At 35.6% G+C, this 17,434-nt stretch carries 15 protein-coding genes, 1 tRNA gene and 2 pseudogenes; 5 read left to right on the top strand and 13 right to left on the bottom strand.

The genetic code is table 11. The annotated features are described in order from the left end of the window. Nucleotides 1–159: 159 nt before the first annotated feature. Nucleotides 160–666 (bottom strand): annotated as a pseudogene (locus NL281_RS06355) (transposase); the annotation flags it as partial. Between the two features lie 146 nt (nucleotides 667–812). On the opposite strand from NL281_RS06355, the gene NL281_RS08495 reads away from it, so the two are divergent. Next, on the top strand, nucleotides 813–944 hold the full coding sequence (locus NL281_RS08495) for a hypothetical protein (RefSeq protein ID WP_256469361.1): 132 nt from the start codon (nucleotides 813–815) through the stop codon (nucleotides 942–944). A gap of 230 nt (nucleotides 945–1,174) precedes the next feature. After that, complete coding sequence (gene ltrA / locus NL281_RS06350; protein WP_253302976.1) at nucleotides 1,175–2,962, top strand: group II intron reverse transcriptase/maturase; 1,788 nt, start codon at nucleotides 1,175–1,177, stop codon at nucleotides 2,960–2,962. On the opposite strand, the gene NL281_RS06345 is transcribed toward ltrA, so the two are convergent. The 6 genes from NL281_RS06345 to NL281_RS06320 form a co-directional block, all read right to left on the bottom strand. Then, on the bottom strand, nucleotides 2,901–3,794 hold the full coding sequence (locus tag NL281_RS06345) for a Fic family protein (RefSeq protein WP_253303185.1): 894 nt from the start codon (nucleotides 3,792–3,794) through the stop codon (nucleotides 2,901–2,903). The two genes, ltrA and NL281_RS06345, sit on opposite strands and share 62 nt — an antisense overlap. 169 nt (nucleotides 3,795–3,963) lie before the next feature. Further along, nucleotides 3,964–4,956, bottom strand: coding sequence for a DNA polymerase III subunit delta (gene holA, locus NL281_RS06340; protein WP_253303184.1), 993 nt, complete (start codon nucleotides 4,954–4,956; stop codon nucleotides 3,964–3,966). A gap of 5 nt (nucleotides 4,957–4,961) precedes the next feature. Next, on the bottom strand, nucleotides 4,962–5,141 hold the full coding sequence (locus NL281_RS06335; protein ID WP_007548716.1) for a hypothetical protein: 180 nt from the start codon (nucleotides 5,139–5,141) through the stop codon (nucleotides 4,962–4,964). A gap of 131 nt (nucleotides 5,142–5,272) precedes the next feature. Then, complete coding sequence (locus NL281_RS06330) at nucleotides 5,273–6,082, bottom strand: metal ABC transporter permease (RefSeq protein ID WP_253303183.1); 810 nt, start codon at nucleotides 6,080–6,082, stop codon at nucleotides 5,273–5,275. Nucleotide 6,083: 1 nt separating this feature from the next. Further along, nucleotides 6,084–6,440: an Mth938-like domain-containing protein gene (locus NL281_RS06325; RefSeq protein ID WP_209472851.1), complete on the bottom strand. Its 357-nt coding sequence runs from the start codon at nucleotides 6,438–6,440 to the stop codon at nucleotides 6,084–6,086. A gap of 3 nt (nucleotides 6,441–6,443) precedes the next feature. Further along, entirely contained in the window at nucleotides 6,444–7,310 is an 867-nt protein-coding gene (locus NL281_RS06320; protein WP_253303182.1) for a 4-(cytidine 5'-diphospho)-2-C-methyl-D-erythritol kinase, read from the bottom strand. A gap of 81 nt (nucleotides 7,311–7,391) precedes the next feature. Between NL281_RS06320 and NL281_RS06315 the strand changes: the two genes are divergently transcribed. Next, nucleotides 7,392–10,733 (top strand): UvrD-helicase domain-containing protein, encoded by a 3,342-nt coding sequence (locus NL281_RS06315; protein WP_253303181.1) that lies wholly within the window; start codon nucleotides 7,392–7,394, stop codon nucleotides 10,731–10,733. Nucleotides 10,734–11,122: 389 nt separating this feature from the next. Here the strand turns inward: NL281_RS06315 and radC are convergent, their stop codons facing one another. The 4 genes from radC to NL281_RS06295 all read right to left on the bottom strand — a co-directional run bounded on the left by radC (nucleotide 11,123) and on the right by NL281_RS06295 (nucleotide 12,848). Beyond that, complete coding sequence (gene radC, locus NL281_RS06310) at nucleotides 11,123–11,797, bottom strand: RadC family protein (protein WP_010962534.1); 675 nt, start codon at nucleotides 11,795–11,797, stop codon at nucleotides 11,123–11,125. Then, a complete protein-coding gene (locus tag NL281_RS06305; RefSeq protein WP_007549158.1) occupies nucleotides 11,772–11,918 on the bottom strand; it encodes a hypothetical protein in 147 nt (48 codons plus the stop codon). The genes radC and NL281_RS06305 overlap by 26 nt, the downstream gene beginning before the upstream one ends. A gap of 226 nt (nucleotides 11,919–12,144) precedes the next feature. Next, nucleotides 12,145–12,741: an RDD family protein gene (locus NL281_RS06300; RefSeq protein ID WP_253303739.1), complete on the bottom strand. Its 597-nt coding sequence runs from the start codon at nucleotides 12,739–12,741 to the stop codon at nucleotides 12,145–12,147. A gap of 24 nt (nucleotides 12,742–12,765) precedes the next feature. Then, nucleotides 12,766–12,848, bottom strand: a tRNA-Leu gene (locus NL281_RS06295). Nucleotides 12,849–12,962: 114 nt separating this feature from the next. Between NL281_RS06295 and NL281_RS06290 the strand changes: the two genes are divergently transcribed. Together NL281_RS06290 and NL281_RS06285 are read left to right on the top strand one after the other, a co-directional pair. After that, complete coding sequence (locus tag NL281_RS06290; RefSeq protein WP_182320382.1) at nucleotides 12,963–14,414, top strand: replicative DNA helicase; 1,452 nt, start codon at nucleotides 12,963–12,965, stop codon at nucleotides 14,412–14,414. Between the two features lie 195 nt (nucleotides 14,415–14,609). Then, complete coding sequence (locus NL281_RS06285; RefSeq protein WP_253303180.1) at nucleotides 14,610–14,858, top strand: hypothetical protein; 249 nt, start codon at nucleotides 14,610–14,612, stop codon at nucleotides 14,856–14,858. Nucleotides 14,859–14,867: 9 nt separating this feature from the next. On the opposite strand, the pseudogene NL281_RS06280 reads toward NL281_RS06285, so the two are convergent. Next, nucleotides 14,868–16,097: pseudogene (locus NL281_RS06280) on the bottom strand (IS4 family transposase). Between the two features lie 203 nt (nucleotides 16,098–16,300). Then, on the bottom strand, nucleotides 16,301–17,389 hold the full coding sequence (locus tag NL281_RS06275) for an IS481 family transposase (protein WP_253303703.1): 1,089 nt from the start codon (nucleotides 17,387–17,389) through the stop codon (nucleotides 16,301–16,303). Nucleotides 17,390–17,434: the final 45 nt, after the last annotated feature.

The following is a 17,434-nucleotide window of genomic DNA, read 5'->3' as shown; positions in this document are numbered from 1 at the left end:
GATTTATGACAAATATTGAAACAGAATAGAGTAAACTTTAAAGCAGATAAACTCTGAAGTGTAAATTACTTAAGAAATAGTTTGTTTAGAAGTCATTTTACAGGAGCTATAGCAATAAGCTACCCAGTTATTATCAGAAGATATGAATACTACCTCTAGTCAAAATATGTGTTTTCTAACCCTTTTTTGGTAATTGAACGAACGAAGATAAGGTACCTTATGACGATCAACTTTCCTTCCCTTTCTTACCGCCAAAGTGTTCATCAAAAATAGCTTTGATAATTGATCCATAATGCAGTAAGTATCTGATTCCGTAGCAAAAATGTCGAAAGCCAAGTTTTTGATCGCGTTAAATGAGACAGATTTGTTAATGCTCCTCTTAAGCTTATCATCGGTTAAGTCCATATTCAACGCTTCTTCTACATCTTCTGTCATAACACTTTCTAGGTTGCTAATAAAGATAGCTGACCAAAAATCCTGTTTAACAGACTCAACACTTTTTCCTGTAAAATTTTCTAGACTTAGTCTTCCTTTGAGTTTTGCAAAAAATGTCTCAACTCCCCAGCGTAAAAAATATAACTCCTTAAATCCTCCAGTTTGAAACTTTTGTTCATCCATTAATGATGTAGCTAACACTTCAATTTCACCAGATGGCAGTACCACTTTGAAGCGTTATTCCACTATTTTCTTGTTTTATCTTACGCTGAGCACATATGGTAACCTCAACACTAGATGGGCTTTTTTCTTCAGTGCGACCTGGAAGGTCATGGTTTTGTGGTGGTTAAATTCCATCTTCCCAGACATCAGGGATAATGTATATCTCACATTTCAAAGAGTGGCAACCTCTGGGATGCAAGCATGAGATAAAAGCAGGTAACACTAAATCTCGTGGTGAATCCCTGCAAACAGAGTTAGATATGATTACGAGAGAAACCTATGTTTGAATTGTCGTCAAAGCATAATATGCGAAAAGAGATTGAACTACGCATAGACCAAAATGGTACGAAGCAAAAAGGGAACTAAAGATTGAAGACTTTAGTTATTGATGTTCCAAGCTTCCGGCAAATAGTAGGAATCTAAGTTTAACGTGAAACGAAGCCATGGAACAGAGTAACCACATAGAAGCTCTTATATTCATTAAAATATAAGTAAGTAGCCAGCCACAAGCTACTATGTGGAAGGATTGTTTAAGAAGCTAATGCCCAAAGTAATATCTGGGATATGCAGACGTAAACACTTTAATTTGGAAGGTAAAGTGGTGAATAGTAGTGAATATGTTATGGACCAGCAAAAAGTTAGGTATGAATGGAATGGAATTCCTTGGCGCAAGCTAAAGAAATCTTCATTTAAGCTACAAAAACGAATTTACCAAGCTTCTAAATGTAATGATATCAAAAAGATGCATAATCTTCAGAGATTATTACTCAAATCAACAAGTGCAAAAACACTCGCTGTTAAGAAAGTAACACAGGACAATAGGGGGAAGAAGACTGCAGGTATTGATGGAAAAGCTAACCTTAATCAAAAAGAAAGATTACAACTATCATATTCTTTAGATATAAAAGAAAAAGCAAAGCCATCAAGACGTGTCTGGATTCCAAAATCTGGTAAGCCATCGGAGCATCGCCCACTTGGTATACCCACTATATCGTGTCGAGCAAAACAAACACTTGTAAAAATGGCTTTAGAACCAGAATGGGAGGCAAAACTTGAGCCAAACACTTATGGTTTTAGACCTGGTAGATCATGTCATGATGCAATTGAAGCCATATTTGATGTGCTAAAACAGAAAACAGCATATGTATTAGATGCTGATATTTCTGGATGCTTTGACAATATTAACCATAATAAATTGCTTGAAAAGCTCAATACCACACCAACATTAAAGAAAATCATAAAAGGATGGTTAGGAGCTGGTGTTATGGAAGATGGAAAGCTTCAATCCACAAAACGTGGTACAATTCAAGGAGGGACGATCTCACCGTTGCTAGCTTGTGTTGCATTACACGGATTAGAGCAACATGTCAAAAAAGCATTAACAAACGAACTCTTTCAATGCATGAAAAGAAAATATGGTAGGATATCGCATAGAAACGCGCAAAAGTCTATTAGTGTAATTTTCTACTGTGATGATTTTGTCATCATACATGAAAACGAAGAGATTATTCTTAAAGCAAAAATTTTAGTTGAAGAATGGTTAGAAACCATTGGACTAAAATTAAAGCCCTCTAAAACAAGAGTTTCTCATACATTAAGAACCATTGACGAAACAAAACCAGGATTTGATTTTCTTGGATTTTCAATAAGACAATATCCAATAAAAGAAAGTAAGAAAGGTTACAAGTTATTAATCAAACCAAGTCGTAATTCTATAAAACAGCATACACTAGCTATTAAACATAAACTCAGAGAAATGCGTGGAGCACCACAAGAACGTGTGATAAAGGATCTCAATCCAATAAACAGAGGATGGAGTCAATATTACTCCTCGGTAGTTTCATGTAAAATCTTTAGCTCATTGGATAATATTATGCATAGAAAACTCTGGAAGTGGGCAGTTTTTAGGCACCCAAACAAAGGGAGATGCTGGATAAAAAGAAAGTACTTTAAGAAGTATAATAACGAAAACTGGCGCTTTATGACAAGTAACAAGGTACGTCTTACTATACACAGCGATCATGTTATTAAACGACATATCAAAGTGCAAAAAACCAGATCCCCATATGATGGTGATTGGGTATATTGGGGTAAACGTCTGAGAAAAATACCAGATAAGCCACTAGGAGTAATAAAATTATTGAGGTTGCAACAAAGTAAATGCGATAATTGTAGACTATGGTTTAAAAGTGATGATACAATAGAAATACATCACAAAGACCGGAATAGACGAAACAATATGATCACAAACTTATCTTTGTTACATGGACATTGTCACGATGAATTACACAGGAGGTGTGCATGAAAAGCACCAAATTAGAGAGAAGCCGTATGAGGCGCAAAGTCTCACGTACGGTTTTGCAGTCGAGTGAGGAAGGGCGACCTTCTTCACTTAGACAACAGGATTGTTGAGTACAACGCAAAGCTAAGTAGTAACTCTCCTTATTACTTTCAAGGGAACTGTAAGGTACATAGATATACCCTAACTTTAGTAACAAGAAAGTTATGAGAATGCGTGATAATCTGCCATTTCCATCCTGGAAGGGATGAATAGCTAAAAAAGTAACTATAAAAATGCCAATAATTAATAGAGGGTGTAACGATTTCACCTCTAATTGCTGGCTAGTCCAATAAATAAGTTCTTGCATTTGTGTTGCTGTCTCAAATGGAGAGGCTGTTTCAAAAACTATGCCCAAGCTTTTTCCAGATTCATCAAACGCTTCAACATGATTGGGGAATTTTTTATATTCTCCCATGTGCCTTTGATCTTTATATGAAAATTGTAAAAGCCAGATGTGAAACTGTTTTATAGTGTTTTCTGTAAATGGCATCTTGTTAAAGTTTTGAAATACTTCTTCACACACATACGCATATCCGGCTATTTCTCGTTCATCTAGAGAACGAAATGAGCGTGTATCAAGTTTGGATAGTAATTGCTCAACTTCACGGTCTGATAATCTTGCCCCTTCAATACGAGTAGAAGAACCAATACTTTCAATTGTTGCAATTTTCTTGAGCATTTGTAAACGTTCTGGAGCTAAATTACCAAACAATTGCCATGCTCCTTTAAATTCATCAATTTCAGCAACTAATTTTAACATTTCAGGTGTTATTACAATTTTTGAAATGTCAAACATATCTGTATTTTTATCTAATTATATTCAATTATATTCGAAAATATCCTATTAGCAAAGAATACTTGTGAGACACACACTAAAGAATGAATTTTGGTAGGCATAAAAGCAGCTATTTTATGTTAAAATACAACATTTTGATGAAATTATAAGAAAGGCTGGATCCGAGTAGTCAGCTACCCGTCAGTGCATGTTGAAAAATCATTTTATGATCTAAATCAGTTTTTTTACAGGTAACTTCTAAGCTTATCAATTTTTCCAAGATCTTCTTAAGTTCTGAAAGTTGCAAACTTTTCAAATGAGATTTAAAACTCTGCAATTGTTTAAAAAACAATGGAGGGCTTAGCTGATCAATCGCAGCCTGCTCACTCATTCCACCTTGCACTGACAGCAAAACGTTTTCAAGGCGTAGGAAATAATTTGATATAATGCGAATTAGCGCTATCGGTGAAAAATTTTCTTGCGATATCAATACATCAGAAATTCTAATGAAGCGCGACATATCTTTACTTGCTATGGCAGAGCATAGATCATCAAGTGTAGCATAGTCGTTGCCGGAAGTTGAAAAGCATAATTCTATATCAGTAAGTTTTAGGTCTTTTCTCTCCCCTAAGTATAAAACTAACTTCTCAAGTTCTGAACATATAGGCAGCTTGCTATGATTAAAGTAAGATTGCAAATGGTAGATTATCTCATTTGTGCATTTTATATCATTTTGTTTTAAGTAACTTGATATAATGTCATAAAGATTGCTGTTGCTGTCCTTATAGCAAGCAATCACACCAAAATTTTTTGAACTCTCCATATAACTTTTAGTCGCAGAATTATATGGAAGATCACTTGCTACCATCATTACATAGTGACCACTTGCGTTATAATCCAATACGTTTTTTAACTCTTTGGATATACCTCCACTCACATTTATCAGCTTAATTAATTTTTTGCTGGTAAACATCGAAATGTTTGCCAATTCAGAAAATAGTAAACCGGGTGACTTATTCACTATTGCAAAATCTATCACCTGAACTGAATACTCATCCAAACTGGCAATTATTTCTTGTACATAAAAATCAACCCTACTGTTATCACTTCCATGAATTAACACACCACGTAAAGCATCAGGTTTCTCTAGGAATCTTTTAACTTTGGATGGTGTAACCCTCATGCCACCTATATGATATCATTCTCATTTGATTGTACATGAGTGTCCAAAGACTCTGAGCTTTCTTGTACAATATCATCTGCCGTACTCTGCACATTATCCGACTCTTCTGTTTTTCCTGTAATATAATTATAAAATTTTTTCACAGGTTGAGATATATATTTGGAAAAAAATCCTTCTTCGCTCATATTGCTTACTCCATAAAATTAACAACTTATCATTAGCATATAAATAATAGTATAGCAAAAACTATTTTGTGCTAAGATAGTGATGTTTTATAATGAGTATATTACAAAATTATTAACATTCGAGATTAAAATTAAGCCAACCTGCTTAATACTAGCCTTATAAAATAAGCGATAATTAAATATACGGCTGCAACAAGTATAATTGCAGGTCCAGTTAACAAATCAAAACTTGCAGATAACATGAGACCTGATATCCCAGAGATCACAGAAAAAACTGTTGCAACAATAATCATCTGCATCGGAGTTTTCGAAATGAGCCTTGCAGATGCTGCTGGTATTAGCAAAAATGCAGCAATAAGTAATATTCCTATTAATTGGGCAGCAATTGCTATAAATATAGCAAGAGTGATTAAAAATTCTAGTCTAACAAAATTAACATTAATCTTCTCAACTACTGCTAAATCTTGATTAATTGAAATCATTAACCAATAACGCCATCTAAATATTAATATCAAAGTAACTATTAGAGAGGTTAAAAAAATCGATATTATATCACTTTGATCGAGCGTTAATATATCACCAAACAGTGAGCTAATAATACTATTATTGCCAGATGGAAGAAAAGACATAAGTATTAAACTCGATGATAAAACTACATTGGTAACAATGTTCAATATCGTATCAGCAGAATATAATCTGTTAAAATTAAGAGAAAGTAGTATAGCAAATGTAATTGCAATGAGCATTATGCTAAGCGATGGGCTAATCTTAAAGATCAAAGCAAGTGCAATACCAAGCAATGAAGAATGGGACAAACTATCACCAAGATAAGATAACCTTTGCCATATCATAAACGATCCTAAAGCGCCTGTTACTAGGCTAATTACGACTACTGCAACTAGACTGTTGATGAAAAAATCCTGGGTAAACATTTCAAACATGCTATATGGCTATTAGATAACTGACAACAAATCTATCTTCGGATATCAGAATATTATGGGTTCTGCATGCAGAACCTGTTGTCATAAATTCAAAATTTAAACCTTTTTGTTCCATAAGATAGGACTTCACTGAAGAACTTAGTATATTGCGTGTTTTACCAGTACCTATTAACAAAATTTCTATTTCCTCTGTTAAAAAAGATTCAAAATACTCCTTGCTGTTTATATCACTTTCTTTCAATTTTATCACCTTTTCAGGAAAAATTATAATTGAGCCGCAATATTCTCTATTATTCACCAAAAATTTTCCTTCCCTGTAACCATTTATAAGATTTTTATTCTCGGAAATTAAGGGCATAAGTCAAACTATTAATTGAGTGTCACATACCCACCATTCTGGTTGCTTTTTTCCGATATTAACTGCAGCAGCTTTTGCATTTTCCTCACTATCGAATATTCCAAAGCATGATACACCACTGCCTGACATGCGAGAAAGTATAGAGCCTTCTTGTGACTCAAGTGTTGATATCACATCCTTAATTTCAGGTACAAAGCTTATTGCTATTTCTTGAAGATCGTTTCTCGTCTCTTTAAGAAGCTTCAACAAATCCTTTTCAGCGTCATCGCTCCACTCAATTGGCTCAGAAAATTTTCCTTCATGTTTGGAAAATACCTCTGGTGTACTCAAAAACTTTTTTTTCGGTTTCACAAGCACCACATTCGTGGGTAAAGAGAACTTTTTAATGTGGCATAATTCTTCGCCAATACCCCTAACAAAGACAGGCTTGCTATCTACACTTGCGGGAACATCAGCGCCAACGCTTAGGGCTATTTCATTTAAAATCGTCCTATCAATCTCCCACAGCTTCCCTAGCGTGCGTATCACAGCTCCAGCATCTGAGGATCCGCTACCAAGTCCTGCAGCAATTGGTATGTTCTTTACAACTCTAATAGAAACTTTAGTACGCACTGGAGCATGTCTAAGCAGCAGATTAACCGCTTTCATTACAGTGTTATATTGGTTATTTATTTTAGACTCGGAGTTTATAAATTCAACTGTAGAGTTATCGTATCTAGAATCCTTCTCACCTACTTTTATTTCCAAAAAATTAGAGAGATTAGCAAAGACAAATAAACCTTCAATCAAGTGATACCCTGTTTCTTTTTTGTCTACAACATGCAAAAAAAGATTGATTTTTGCAGGCGCCTTTACACAAAAACTTTTCATTATATATCTTCACTAACACTATTTTTACATTATATGTATAATGCTATTCTAGTCAACTTTTATAAGGTTCTCGCACTTCTGATGAGATCAAATGCCATAAATCCTAATTTCTCTGTGTGGGTAAATGCGTCCGCTGGTACAGGCAAAACAAAAATCTTAATAGACAGAGTATTGAGACTTTTATTAGAAAACAAAAGAAATATTCTTTGCTTAACATTCACCAATGCTGCAGCAAACGAAATGGAGAATCGCATTCACAGCATACTCAGTAAGTGGGCAATATGCTCAGAGAGTGAATTAATAATGGATCTGGAACAACTAGACCTCTTGCATTTAAGTGAGGAATCGGTGTCATTCCAGCGCGTGACGCTGGAATCCAGAAAAAAGGAAGAATGGATCCCAGTGCCAAGCACTGGGATGACAAAGGAGAGTGCTGGGATAACGGAGGGATCCAGAAAAAATGAAGCACTTGATCGTCACTTAACAAGAGCAAGAAGGCTTTTCTCTGAACTGGAAAATCTTGGTCTAACTATACAAACCATACACGCTTTCTGTTACAAATTAATCTCCAGCTTTCCTATAGAAGCTGGCATTGCTCCAAATTGCACGCTGAGCGAATGCAAAGAATTACATTCCATCATATTCAATAAAGTGCTTCATAACGAAACTGTGCAGGATGATATCAACCTTATTGCAACTGAAATTGATGAAAATAAACTACGCGATTTGCTTTATACTTTATGTATAAAAAGATCGATATCAGCAAATGATTCGAAATATATCAAAGATAAATTGAGCGCCCCAGATGAAATTCATGACTTACAGAGTGAAACAATCGAGCACGTGGAAAGACTAGCCGAGATATTAAGTGAAGGCAGTAAAAGAGATCAGAGTTATAGTGAAATACTTTATTCTACTGTCATCCCAGCTGGGATCCAGAAAAAAAGAACCAGTGTCAGCTACTCGGATGACACCGGAATAAAGTGGAATGACACCAAAATAGAAAACCTAGCCAAGGTATTTCTCAAATCAGAATCGCACGAAAAAAAGAGCATATCATCCATTGCAACAAAAAGTATTTTGGAGAAATTCAAAGATGCAGAGCAAATAATAGAGAGCGTTCAGAATGTAGTATTTACCCATATAAGAGACATGAACTCTTATCAAATATTCAAGAGAACCAGTAGCTTACTTGGTGTATTTAAAGTATATGTTGATTTATATAATAGTGAAAAATCAAAAAATGCACTGCTTGACTACAATGATATAATTGACTTAGCAACAAATCTTCTCAGCAATCCAAACTATAAAGATTGGATATTGTTTAACTTGGATCAAAAAATAGATCACATCCTTGTTGACGAGGCACAAGACAATAGCATCAGCCAGTGGAAAATTATAACAAATCTCTGCGATGAATTTTTTGCCGGTAATGATGAAAAGCGAACCTTATTTGTAGTTGGTGACGTAAAACAATCCATATACAGATTTCAAGGAGCAAATCCCCATCTATTCAACTATATACAACAATACTTTCATACGAAAACTGGTGGTAGAGATTGGATATCATGCCAACTTGAAAAGTCATTTCGTTCAACTCCAGAAGTTTTGATGCTTGTAGATAGAATATTTAATAACTTCCGCGCAGAAATATCTTTTAATGATAATGAAATAAAACATGTTCCACATAGAGAAAATGACCAAGGATATATTGAAATTTGGCCAGCGTTACCAAAGCGCAAAGAGAAAGAACAGCAAGCTTTACAAATTCCTCTGACATGCAGGGAAAATTATATAATAGCAGACCGATTACTTGCTCAAACAATAGCCAACAGAATTCACAATTGGTTAAATGAAGGGCGAATTTTAGTCGCTAAAGATCGCCATATAGAGCCAAGAGACATTATGATTTTGGTGCGACAACGAAACGTGTTAGTTGATTACATAATAAGCGAACTTAAAAAAGCAAATGTGCCAGTTGTAGGCCGGGATTATTTTAGAATTATGGACTATATAGCCGTGCAGGACTTAATAGCTTTGGCCGAATTTTTACTCCTCCAGGCAAATGATTTAGCTCTTGCAAATGCTTTAAAATCACCGCTATTTAATTTCACCGAGGATGATTTATTTAACATTGCATACGACCGTAAAGAGCATTCACTATGGGAAAGAATTCAGGATTATTCTGTGGTTATCTATAGTGAATTAAACTATCTCATTAACTTATCTCGCACAGAGTCTCCTCTTGCACTATTTACGCATATATTACGTACAGGTAAGAAGAAATTTGCTGCAAGGCTAGGTCTTGAGTGCTTCGAGGTTCTAGACGAATTTATGAACCTTGTGTTGCAATTTGAGAACCCATCTCTTCAAGCGTTTGTTCAGTGGATCAAGGAGAATAACCCGGAGATTAAGAATGATATGCAATCAGAACGCAATGCTGTGCGAATAATGACAATTCATAAATCAAAAGGTCTGCAAGCTCCCATAGTATTTTTGGTTGATACAAACACAGTGCCAAGAAACAGTGAAAGCATTATCTTTGATGGAACAGAAGTGCCATTTTGGTGTGGAAAAAACAACAACGCTTATTGCGATCAAGTAAAAAGAGAGAAAAAACTAGAGGATTATAATGAATATTTGCGTTTATTATACGTAGCACTCACGCGTGCTGAAGATGAGTTATACATCTTAAGTAAAGAGCCAGTGCAAAAGGGCTCTTGGTATGATCTAATCACTAAGTATGGAGAACCATATGAAAAGAAACAAAGGGGTTTACGGCCAATATTTAAAGAAAAAGTTGAAGTATTATGCGTGAATGCAAACTACCCTTACATTTATAAAAAACGTGATTACTTTGACGTTCCGGTCATTTCCCTTCCACCAGCTTTAGCCCACTCTTCGGTGTCATCCCAGCGCGTGACGCTGGAATCCAGTGAAAAAGAAGGAGCAGAATGGATCCCAGTGTCAGCTACTTGGATGACAGATGGTTATGCAAGAGGCCTGATTATTCACAGCATATTGCAGTATATGCCCAAGATAGAAAAAGAAAGGAGAAAAAATTGGGTCAGAAAATACCTTGATAACATCAGCGAAGATAAGGATGAAATTTACAGTAAAATATTAGCCTTTAATGAAAAATATGGCTATTTGTTTGACTTGGAAGGCAAATCAGAGATTACACTGAGTGGAACAATTGATGGCAAGTCAGTATTAGTACGACTAGATAGGCTATGCATAACGCAAGATAAAGCAATCATAATTGACTACAAATCACACCGTAACGTTTCTGTTTCCTTATTAAATGAAATAAAAAAACAGATGTTAATCTATAAAACCTTAGTACAAGAAATATATCCAAACAAGCAAGTAGAGTGCGTGGTTATTTGGGTGGAAGATTTAACCATTCAATCTGACTTTTAACGAAACTTGATTGCAAGAAATAGCTACTACGTCATACCACCGCGAACCGTCATCCCGCGATTCATTCCACAACTGTACGAACATTGCGATTTGGGCCTACCAGTAGCTGACACTGGTTCCTTTATGACGGTGTCATCCCAGTGCCCAGACACTGGGATCCAGGAAACTTAATTGCAAGTAATGCATTGGGTTTGGTGAGTATGGGTTTTGCGTTATAGAATGAAGCACTTTTGGTGAATTTGTAAAGAAAACTGGATTCCAGTGTCAAGCACTGGAATGACAAGTTCTCGGCAACCCCTACGTCATCCCGTCACGGTATCTCTTAGCCGCTAACACGTAGCGAAATGACGATTGTCGGTAAATCTAAGTTACTGTAGCTATAAAGGCTTTCACAACAACCTATTTTCCTTGAAACTAAAATAGCTACTGAATGTAATAATAATGTGGTCTATTAATTCTATTCCTATACTTTGGCAAGCTTCTGCTAGTTGTCTAGTGAGAGATATATCGCTATTTGAAGGTTGTGTATCTCCGCTTGGATGATTGTGAGATATTACAATGGATGTTGAACCAATCAAAAGTGCGCGCTTGATGATCTCTCTGACATAAAGAGGAGTTTGATCTACTGTACCAATATTTTGCAGGTCTTCCGCTATTAGACGATACTTTTTATTCATATAGATGACACGAAAATTTTCCTTATTGAGGCTTCCTATACTTATTCTTAAATAATCAAGCAATTTTTCCCAGTTATCGATTACAGGCAGGTTTTTTATTTCTTCTCTTGCAGAACGAACAAAGGCTTGTTTTACACAAAAGATGGCAGATATCGCTGCATTGCTGACATCATCAACGTTTTGCAGCGCTTCCAGGTCAGCATTAAAAACTTTATTTAAGCTGCCAAAACTTTCTATCAAACTCTTTGCCACCGGTTTTACATCAATTCTACTATATGCTGAATATAAAATGTGCTCTAAAACTTCATAATCAAGTAATGATTGTCCATTATCTAAAATAATTTTCTCTCTTAGGCGCTTTCTATGCCCCTTTTTGTAATTTTTCATCATCAATGAATTGCTTATCTCTTGTATAATAAGAAATTAGATTTTTAAGTAAAATATTTAATAAAGCGCATGACGCACAATTGTAAGAACATTCATTTTTAAAGACAGCAAATGGTGTCATGAAAGTAGCTGAGACACTGTCCTCCTTTGTCATACGAGTAGCTGACACTGGTTCCTTTACGACGGCAGTGCCCAGAGGTGTCATCCCAGTGCATGCACATAGTGCAAAAAATTAAAAATAAGACGCCAATACGTAATACTGTTGTCGTTTAATCTGCACAGATTGAAGATAAATGAATACCTTCAGTATCATGATAAAGGGGCTGGCGAAGGGTGTCAAATAGTTTTTAGCTCTGCCTTCTAAGGCTTTTACTCGTGACAACCACTGTGCCTGCGATCTTATCGTGCCAAGTTTGACAGCGTTTGTTGAAATTTGACCATAAAAAGCCCAAGAACAATGGTGCAACTGACAATATAAAGGAAAAAAATCTCTTTGTTGCTTGTCTTAAAGTTATCTTTTCGAAAGTTTGTGCATCCACAACTCTAAGCCCAAGTAATAGTTTTCCAGGTGTAGCAGCAAACCTTACCCACATGTATGCTACATAGCAAAAGAGCATAATGCATTGGACTATTTGATTTAGGATCCACAGTTTACCAAGTCTACTCTGCGTTGTCTTTTCTTCTGCAGACAGTGGCGCTTGCATTGGGGATTTTGCATCAATTTGACTTAATATTTTGCTATCCTCTGAGTTTGTAAAGAGCTGATTAAAGGCTTGGCCGCAAAACTGCAAGAACAAAGCGATAATAATTAAATCAAGCAATACTGATATATAGCGCCTGAGGCCCGTTACATAACATATCCCATTTTCATCTTTCTTTACCTTTTGAATAACATTTATAGAAGAAAAAATAGAAAATAAACGATCAAAAAATTTATGTAACATATATACACTTTCCAATATTTAACGTGCCCCTGGCCGGACTTGAACCAGCATGCTTTTGCAAGCAACAGATTTTGAGTCTGCCGTGTCTACCATTCCACCACAGGGGCATTAAGTTTTAATGCTATAGGCAACACGGAATTAGTCAAATTTTTTTGCCTTTACATCTTTCAAATGAGGACTAAATATTCTACAATAATCAACAGTTACTCTCAAAACTTAAAATGAATGAATTAGCTAGTCTCTTGGGTTCAAGAAGTGTAGACAAGGAAATATGTAAATTACCGCATAATCTAGAAGCTGAACAGATGCTTATTGGTGCAATGATTCGTGATAATAGAATCTGTGATGCAGTTGAAGACACAATTACAGCAGAAAATTTCTATGATCCACTGCATCAAAGTATTTTTACGCAAATATCTAAAACCAGGAAACACGGTATAGTTGCCAATGAACTGAGCCTCAAAATGTTTTTTGAGAACGACCAAGCGTTTACCGAATGTGGTGGGGTAGAGTACTTAGCAAAGCTTGCAGCGAAGGCAAGTATTGCACTTGATATTTATAGTTTAACTAGAATAATCCGTGATACTTACTTAAGGAGATGTTTAATCAAGCTCGGGCAAGAAATAGTTGGTGATAGCTACAACTACGATATTGAAAATCCTGCACAGGCGCAAATTGAACAAGCAATGACAAAATTGTTCAATTTGGCAGTAAAAAAACAAGGTGAGAAAACATATATAAAACTTGCAAGTTCAATTAAAGATGTAGTTGAGAAGATCAGCACACTGAAAAATAATCCAGAAGCGCTAGGCGTTACAACCGGACTTCAAGATCTAAATCAGCTTCTTGGTGGTCTACAAAAATCTGATTTATTAATTTTAGCTGCAAGGCCTTCTATGGGTAAAACAGCATTGGCGCTAAACATCGCACTTAATGCTTGTAAGATGTTGCAAAAAAGAGCAGATAAGCAACACTATGTAGCGTTTTTCTCGCTTGAAATGTCAGCAGAGCAATTAACTGCAAGGCTGATCACTATAGATTCAGGGATTAGTTATTATAAGGCATTAACCGGGAGAATTAGTGATTTTGAATTGCATGAATTTATCAATACTAGTACAGAATTATCTGAACTGCCTTTCATCATAGATGACACCCCTGCGCTATCAATTAGTGCCCTTCGCACCAGAATACGCTTGCTGTATCAATTATATAATGTAGAAGTGGTATTCATTGATTATTTGCAGCTAATCAGAGGAACAACAAAAAGGAGTAATGAAAATAGAGTGCAAGAAATCTCGGAAGTGACGCAGGGTTTGAAAGCAATTGCAAAGGAGCTAAATATTCCCATTGTTGCACTATCTCAGCTCTCTCGTTCTGTTGAGCAGAGGGATGATAAAAAACCACAACTTTCTGATTTACGTGATTCAGGGAGCATAGAGCAAGACGCAGATATAGTAATGTTTCTCTATAGAGAAGAGTATTATGAACTAAGAAAACAGCCAAATGAAGGAAACAATAAACATCGGGAATGGCAAGAGAAAATGGAAAAAATTAGAAACATTGCAGAGCTCATTATTGCAAAGCAGAGAAATGGACCAATTGGCAGTGTGAAGCTATATTTTGACTCTAACAGAGGTGCATTTAAAGATTACACGGAAAGGCATAGTTCATAGCTTGGCAGCAATCTTCTTGTTCCCAAGTTTATCAATTATTTTTTTTTATGTAAAGATAGCTTGACAACTTCTTAAAAATCCTTTTATAATGGTATTATACTTTATGATACGTGAGGAATAATCATGATAAGTAAAGACAATGTACCCTATTATATAGCTGGAACTCTGGCTACTTTCACTTTATTAGCATCTGGAGTGTTTGCTGCAGCTCCTTATATTGGTTTCTTAGCTCCAGTTGCAGCATTAAGTGTTGGCTTGCCATTTATTATTGGTTATGCTGTGTTTTCTGTTGTAACTATTGCACTTTCGTATAAAGCAATTAGTAAGAACAAAACAATTTCTGAGAAGGAAGCTCAGCTTGCTGATGAAAAAAGTAAAGTAGAAGCTAAAGGTAAAATAATTTCTGAGAAAGAAGCTGTAGTACAGGCAATGGCGTCAACTTAAGAACTTTCATTAGCAAACTCTCCTAAAGACATGATGGCGTTTGGGCTTATCTACCTTATCGCGGCTATACAATCGTCCCGGTCGGATTTTAACTTTAGCGCGTATACTTGCTCTATCAAAAAGGGCTTGAAAGTTTTTTGGCGCAATAAGTACCTGATAGAGTTTCTGCCTCATTACACCAAATAAAACCGAAAAATTTAAACGATACTCAGCAATTTGATCTGGATTCCAAGGCCCTTGTGCATCACACATATGAAGCGACAATATATTACACATGACTAAGTTTGCCCAAAATTCTTGTAATACAGCCTCTAAATTTACGCCAGAAAAATTCTCTAATTCTGCACCTATTTTGAGTCGTTTATAGCACTCCTCTATATGCCACCTTAACACATAAGCTTTGCTGATATCTTCCAAAATAAATTTTACTCGGTCAAAAAGTGAAGTAATCAATACCTCTGTTTCTCAGTTGGCTAATGTCAGCACTATAACTCTTACTTTCTGTCCTTTCATTTTATTTTTTAGCTTTTCATTTTCTAATATAAAATCGAAATCTAATTCGCCAGCGTTCCCATAGCTTGCTATAATTTCTTTTTTGCAAGCGAAAAATAAAATCTACTTCCAAATCATAATGCTGCTGAATGAATTTTACTGAAGACGATCATAGATAAATAATAATTTCTTTTGATTTAATGAACGCATTTGAGTGATAACTTCGGGTAATTGCTCTTCCGCCAACGTTTGTTCACCTATATTCCAAGCCGCAAGACGAGCACTACAAATCAGCGAAGTACACAAATCAACAAACAAATTGCCAATGGTGGCATTGTGCCTGTTGTTCCATTTGGTTTAAAGCGGCCAAACTCGGATACAATTTCCTCAGAGCTGGGTAATCTCATACCAGAACCATCTGCTGCAATAAGTCTATAGCCTCTCCAACTCAGGTTCATCCTGATAGGCTGTTTGGATGCTTAAATTCTTTAAAACCTGTATGATAAATCTTATATCTTGCTTTAGAAAAAGCTTGCTTTGAGGGTACATGTCAATGGCTCCATAAGTTCACATTCTATTCCCAAACTTTTTTTAACTAACTTTAAAATCATAGAAAATACTGCCGAAAAAGGAAGTTTTCTTGTTCGTGTAAAACTCAACACAATGGATTCTCTGAAAAGCTTTCGAGTATATTATATTTTTAATTTGTAGAATAAAATTTTTTCCTTTTTGTTTGGTAGAAGTCATAGTTTTAAATCCTCCTGATTAAGTTTTATCGCTATGACTCCCCCACCAGAACCGTGCTTGCAGCTTTCCCGCACACGGCTCCACAATGTAGTATTCACAGCATTTCCTATTTTGTATATAATGAGTAGCATATTCTTGGTTTTGGTAATGGATTAACTTGTAGATAGTGTGTAAAAGACAAGACTTAATCTGACAGACAAGAATTAACTGACAGAAGAATTGAGGTAGTCAAAACTAATATCAGTCTCTTGTGTAATGCTACTAATATTTTTCTGAAAAGCAACATGTTTGCTATCAAGAAAAGTCTGCATAGGCGTCTTACCATAGCAATATTTACCTGAATGCGGTCTTGTTTCATTGTAAGAACGCAACCAATAATCAACATCAATCTGTAGACCTTCCAAAGAATTGTAGATTTTCTTTCTGAAGATAATATTGTAACACTCATCTTGCATAGTTCTATGAAACCTTTCACATATGCCATTAGTCTGTGGAGAATTGGCTTTGGTCCTAGAATGATCGATATTTTCGATTCCCAAATAAAGCTGATAAGCGTGATTTTCAGGCTTACCACAATACTCTGTTCCTCGGTCTGTAAGGATACGCAATAATGGCACATTTTGCTCATCAAAAAATGGTATCACTCTATCATTCAGCAAGTCAGCAGCAGTAATAGCCGTTTTGTCTGTATAAAGCTTGGCAAATGCTACTCGAGAATAAGTATCAATGAAGGTCTGCTGGTAGATTCTTCCTATACCTTTTATATTACCTACATAATAGGTATCTTGAGAACCCAAATAACCTGAATGTTCGGTGTCAATTTCACCATGTGCTTCTCTTTGTTCTTTAACTTTTTCTAAAGCTGCAAGTTGCTCTTCGGTTAATATAATTCCATCTTGAGCTACTTTTGCTTCCAGTGCTTTAAGTCTTTTCTTGAAAGTTTCAAGATCATTTCTCAGCCATATAGATCTCACTCCTCCCTGAGAAATTATTATACCTCTTTTTCTCAGTTCATTTGCAGCTCTTTCTTGCCCATATGCTGGAAATTCTGTTGCTATACCAATCGCTGCTCTTTCTATATCGTCGGAAACTCTATTCGCTAATAGAGGTTTTTTCTTACTTATCTCATGTAATGCTTCTTCTCCTCCATTTTCGTACAACTCTTTGAATCGATAAAATGTATCTCTTGAGTATCCCATCACTTTGCATGCTTGAGATACATTTCCTAGTTGTTTTGCTAGTTCTAATAACCCTAGCTTTGGTTTTAGTATTTTTGTTTGTATTGTACTCATTTCTAACACTCCTTTCTTTTATTATTTTATAACTTACTTTTTTAA

This window comes from Wolbachia endosymbiont of Phyllotreta cruciferae (assembly GCF_918697765.1).
Taxonomy (GTDB): domain Bacteria; phylum Pseudomonadota; class Alphaproteobacteria; order Rickettsiales; family Anaplasmataceae; genus Wolbachia; species Wolbachia pipientis.
This window is presented reverse-complemented; position numbering and strand designations above follow the sequence as displayed.

Bases quoted from the DNA above. Each gene is read 5' to 3' on its own strand.
- NL281_RS08495 (WP_256469361.1), top strand. From the start codon at position 813: ATGTATATCTCACATTTCAAAGAGTGGCAACCTCTGGGATGCAAGCAT.
- NL281_RS06345 (WP_253303185.1), bottom strand. From the start codon at position 3,794: ATGTTTGACATTTCAAAAATTGTAATAACACCTGAAATGTTAAAATTA.
- holA (WP_253303184.1), bottom strand. From the start codon at position 4,956: ATGAGGGTTACACCATCCAAAGTTAAAAGATTCCTAGAGAAACCTGAT.
- NL281_RS06335 (WP_007548716.1), bottom strand. From the start codon at position 5,141: ATGAGCGAAGAAGGATTTTTTTCCAAATATATATCTCAACCTGTGAAA.
- NL281_RS06330 (WP_253303183.1), bottom strand. From the start codon at position 6,082: ATGTTTGAAATGTTTACCCAGGATTTTTTCATCAACAGTCTAGTTGCA.
- NL281_RS06325 (WP_209472851.1), bottom strand. From the start codon at position 6,440: ATGCCCTTAATTTCCGAGAATAAAAATCTTATAAATGGTTACAGGGAA.
- NL281_RS06320 (WP_253303182.1), bottom strand. From the start codon at position 7,310: ATGAAAAGTTTTTGTGTAAAGGCGCCTGCAAAAATCAATCTTTTTTTG.
- NL281_RS06315 (WP_253303181.1), top strand. From the start codon at position 7,392: ATGAGATCAAATGCCATAAATCCTAATTTCTCTGTGTGGGTAAATGCG.
- radC (WP_010962534.1), bottom strand. From the start codon at position 11,797: ATGAAAAATTACAAAAAGGGGCATAGAAAGCGCCTAAGAGAGAAAATT.
- NL281_RS06305 (WP_007549158.1), bottom strand. From the start codon at position 11,918: ATGACACCATTTGCTGTCTTTAAAAATGAATGTTCTTACAATTGTGCG.
- NL281_RS06300 (WP_253303739.1), bottom strand. From the start codon at position 12,741: ATGTTACATAAATTTTTTGATCGTTTATTTTCTATTTTTTCTTCTATA.
- NL281_RS06290 (WP_182320382.1), top strand. From the start codon at position 12,963: ATGAATGAATTAGCTAGTCTCTTGGGTTCAAGAAGTGTAGACAAGGAA.
- NL281_RS06275 (WP_253303703.1), bottom strand. From the start codon at position 17,389: ATGAGTACAATACAAACAAAAATACTAAAACCAAAGCTAGGGTTATTA.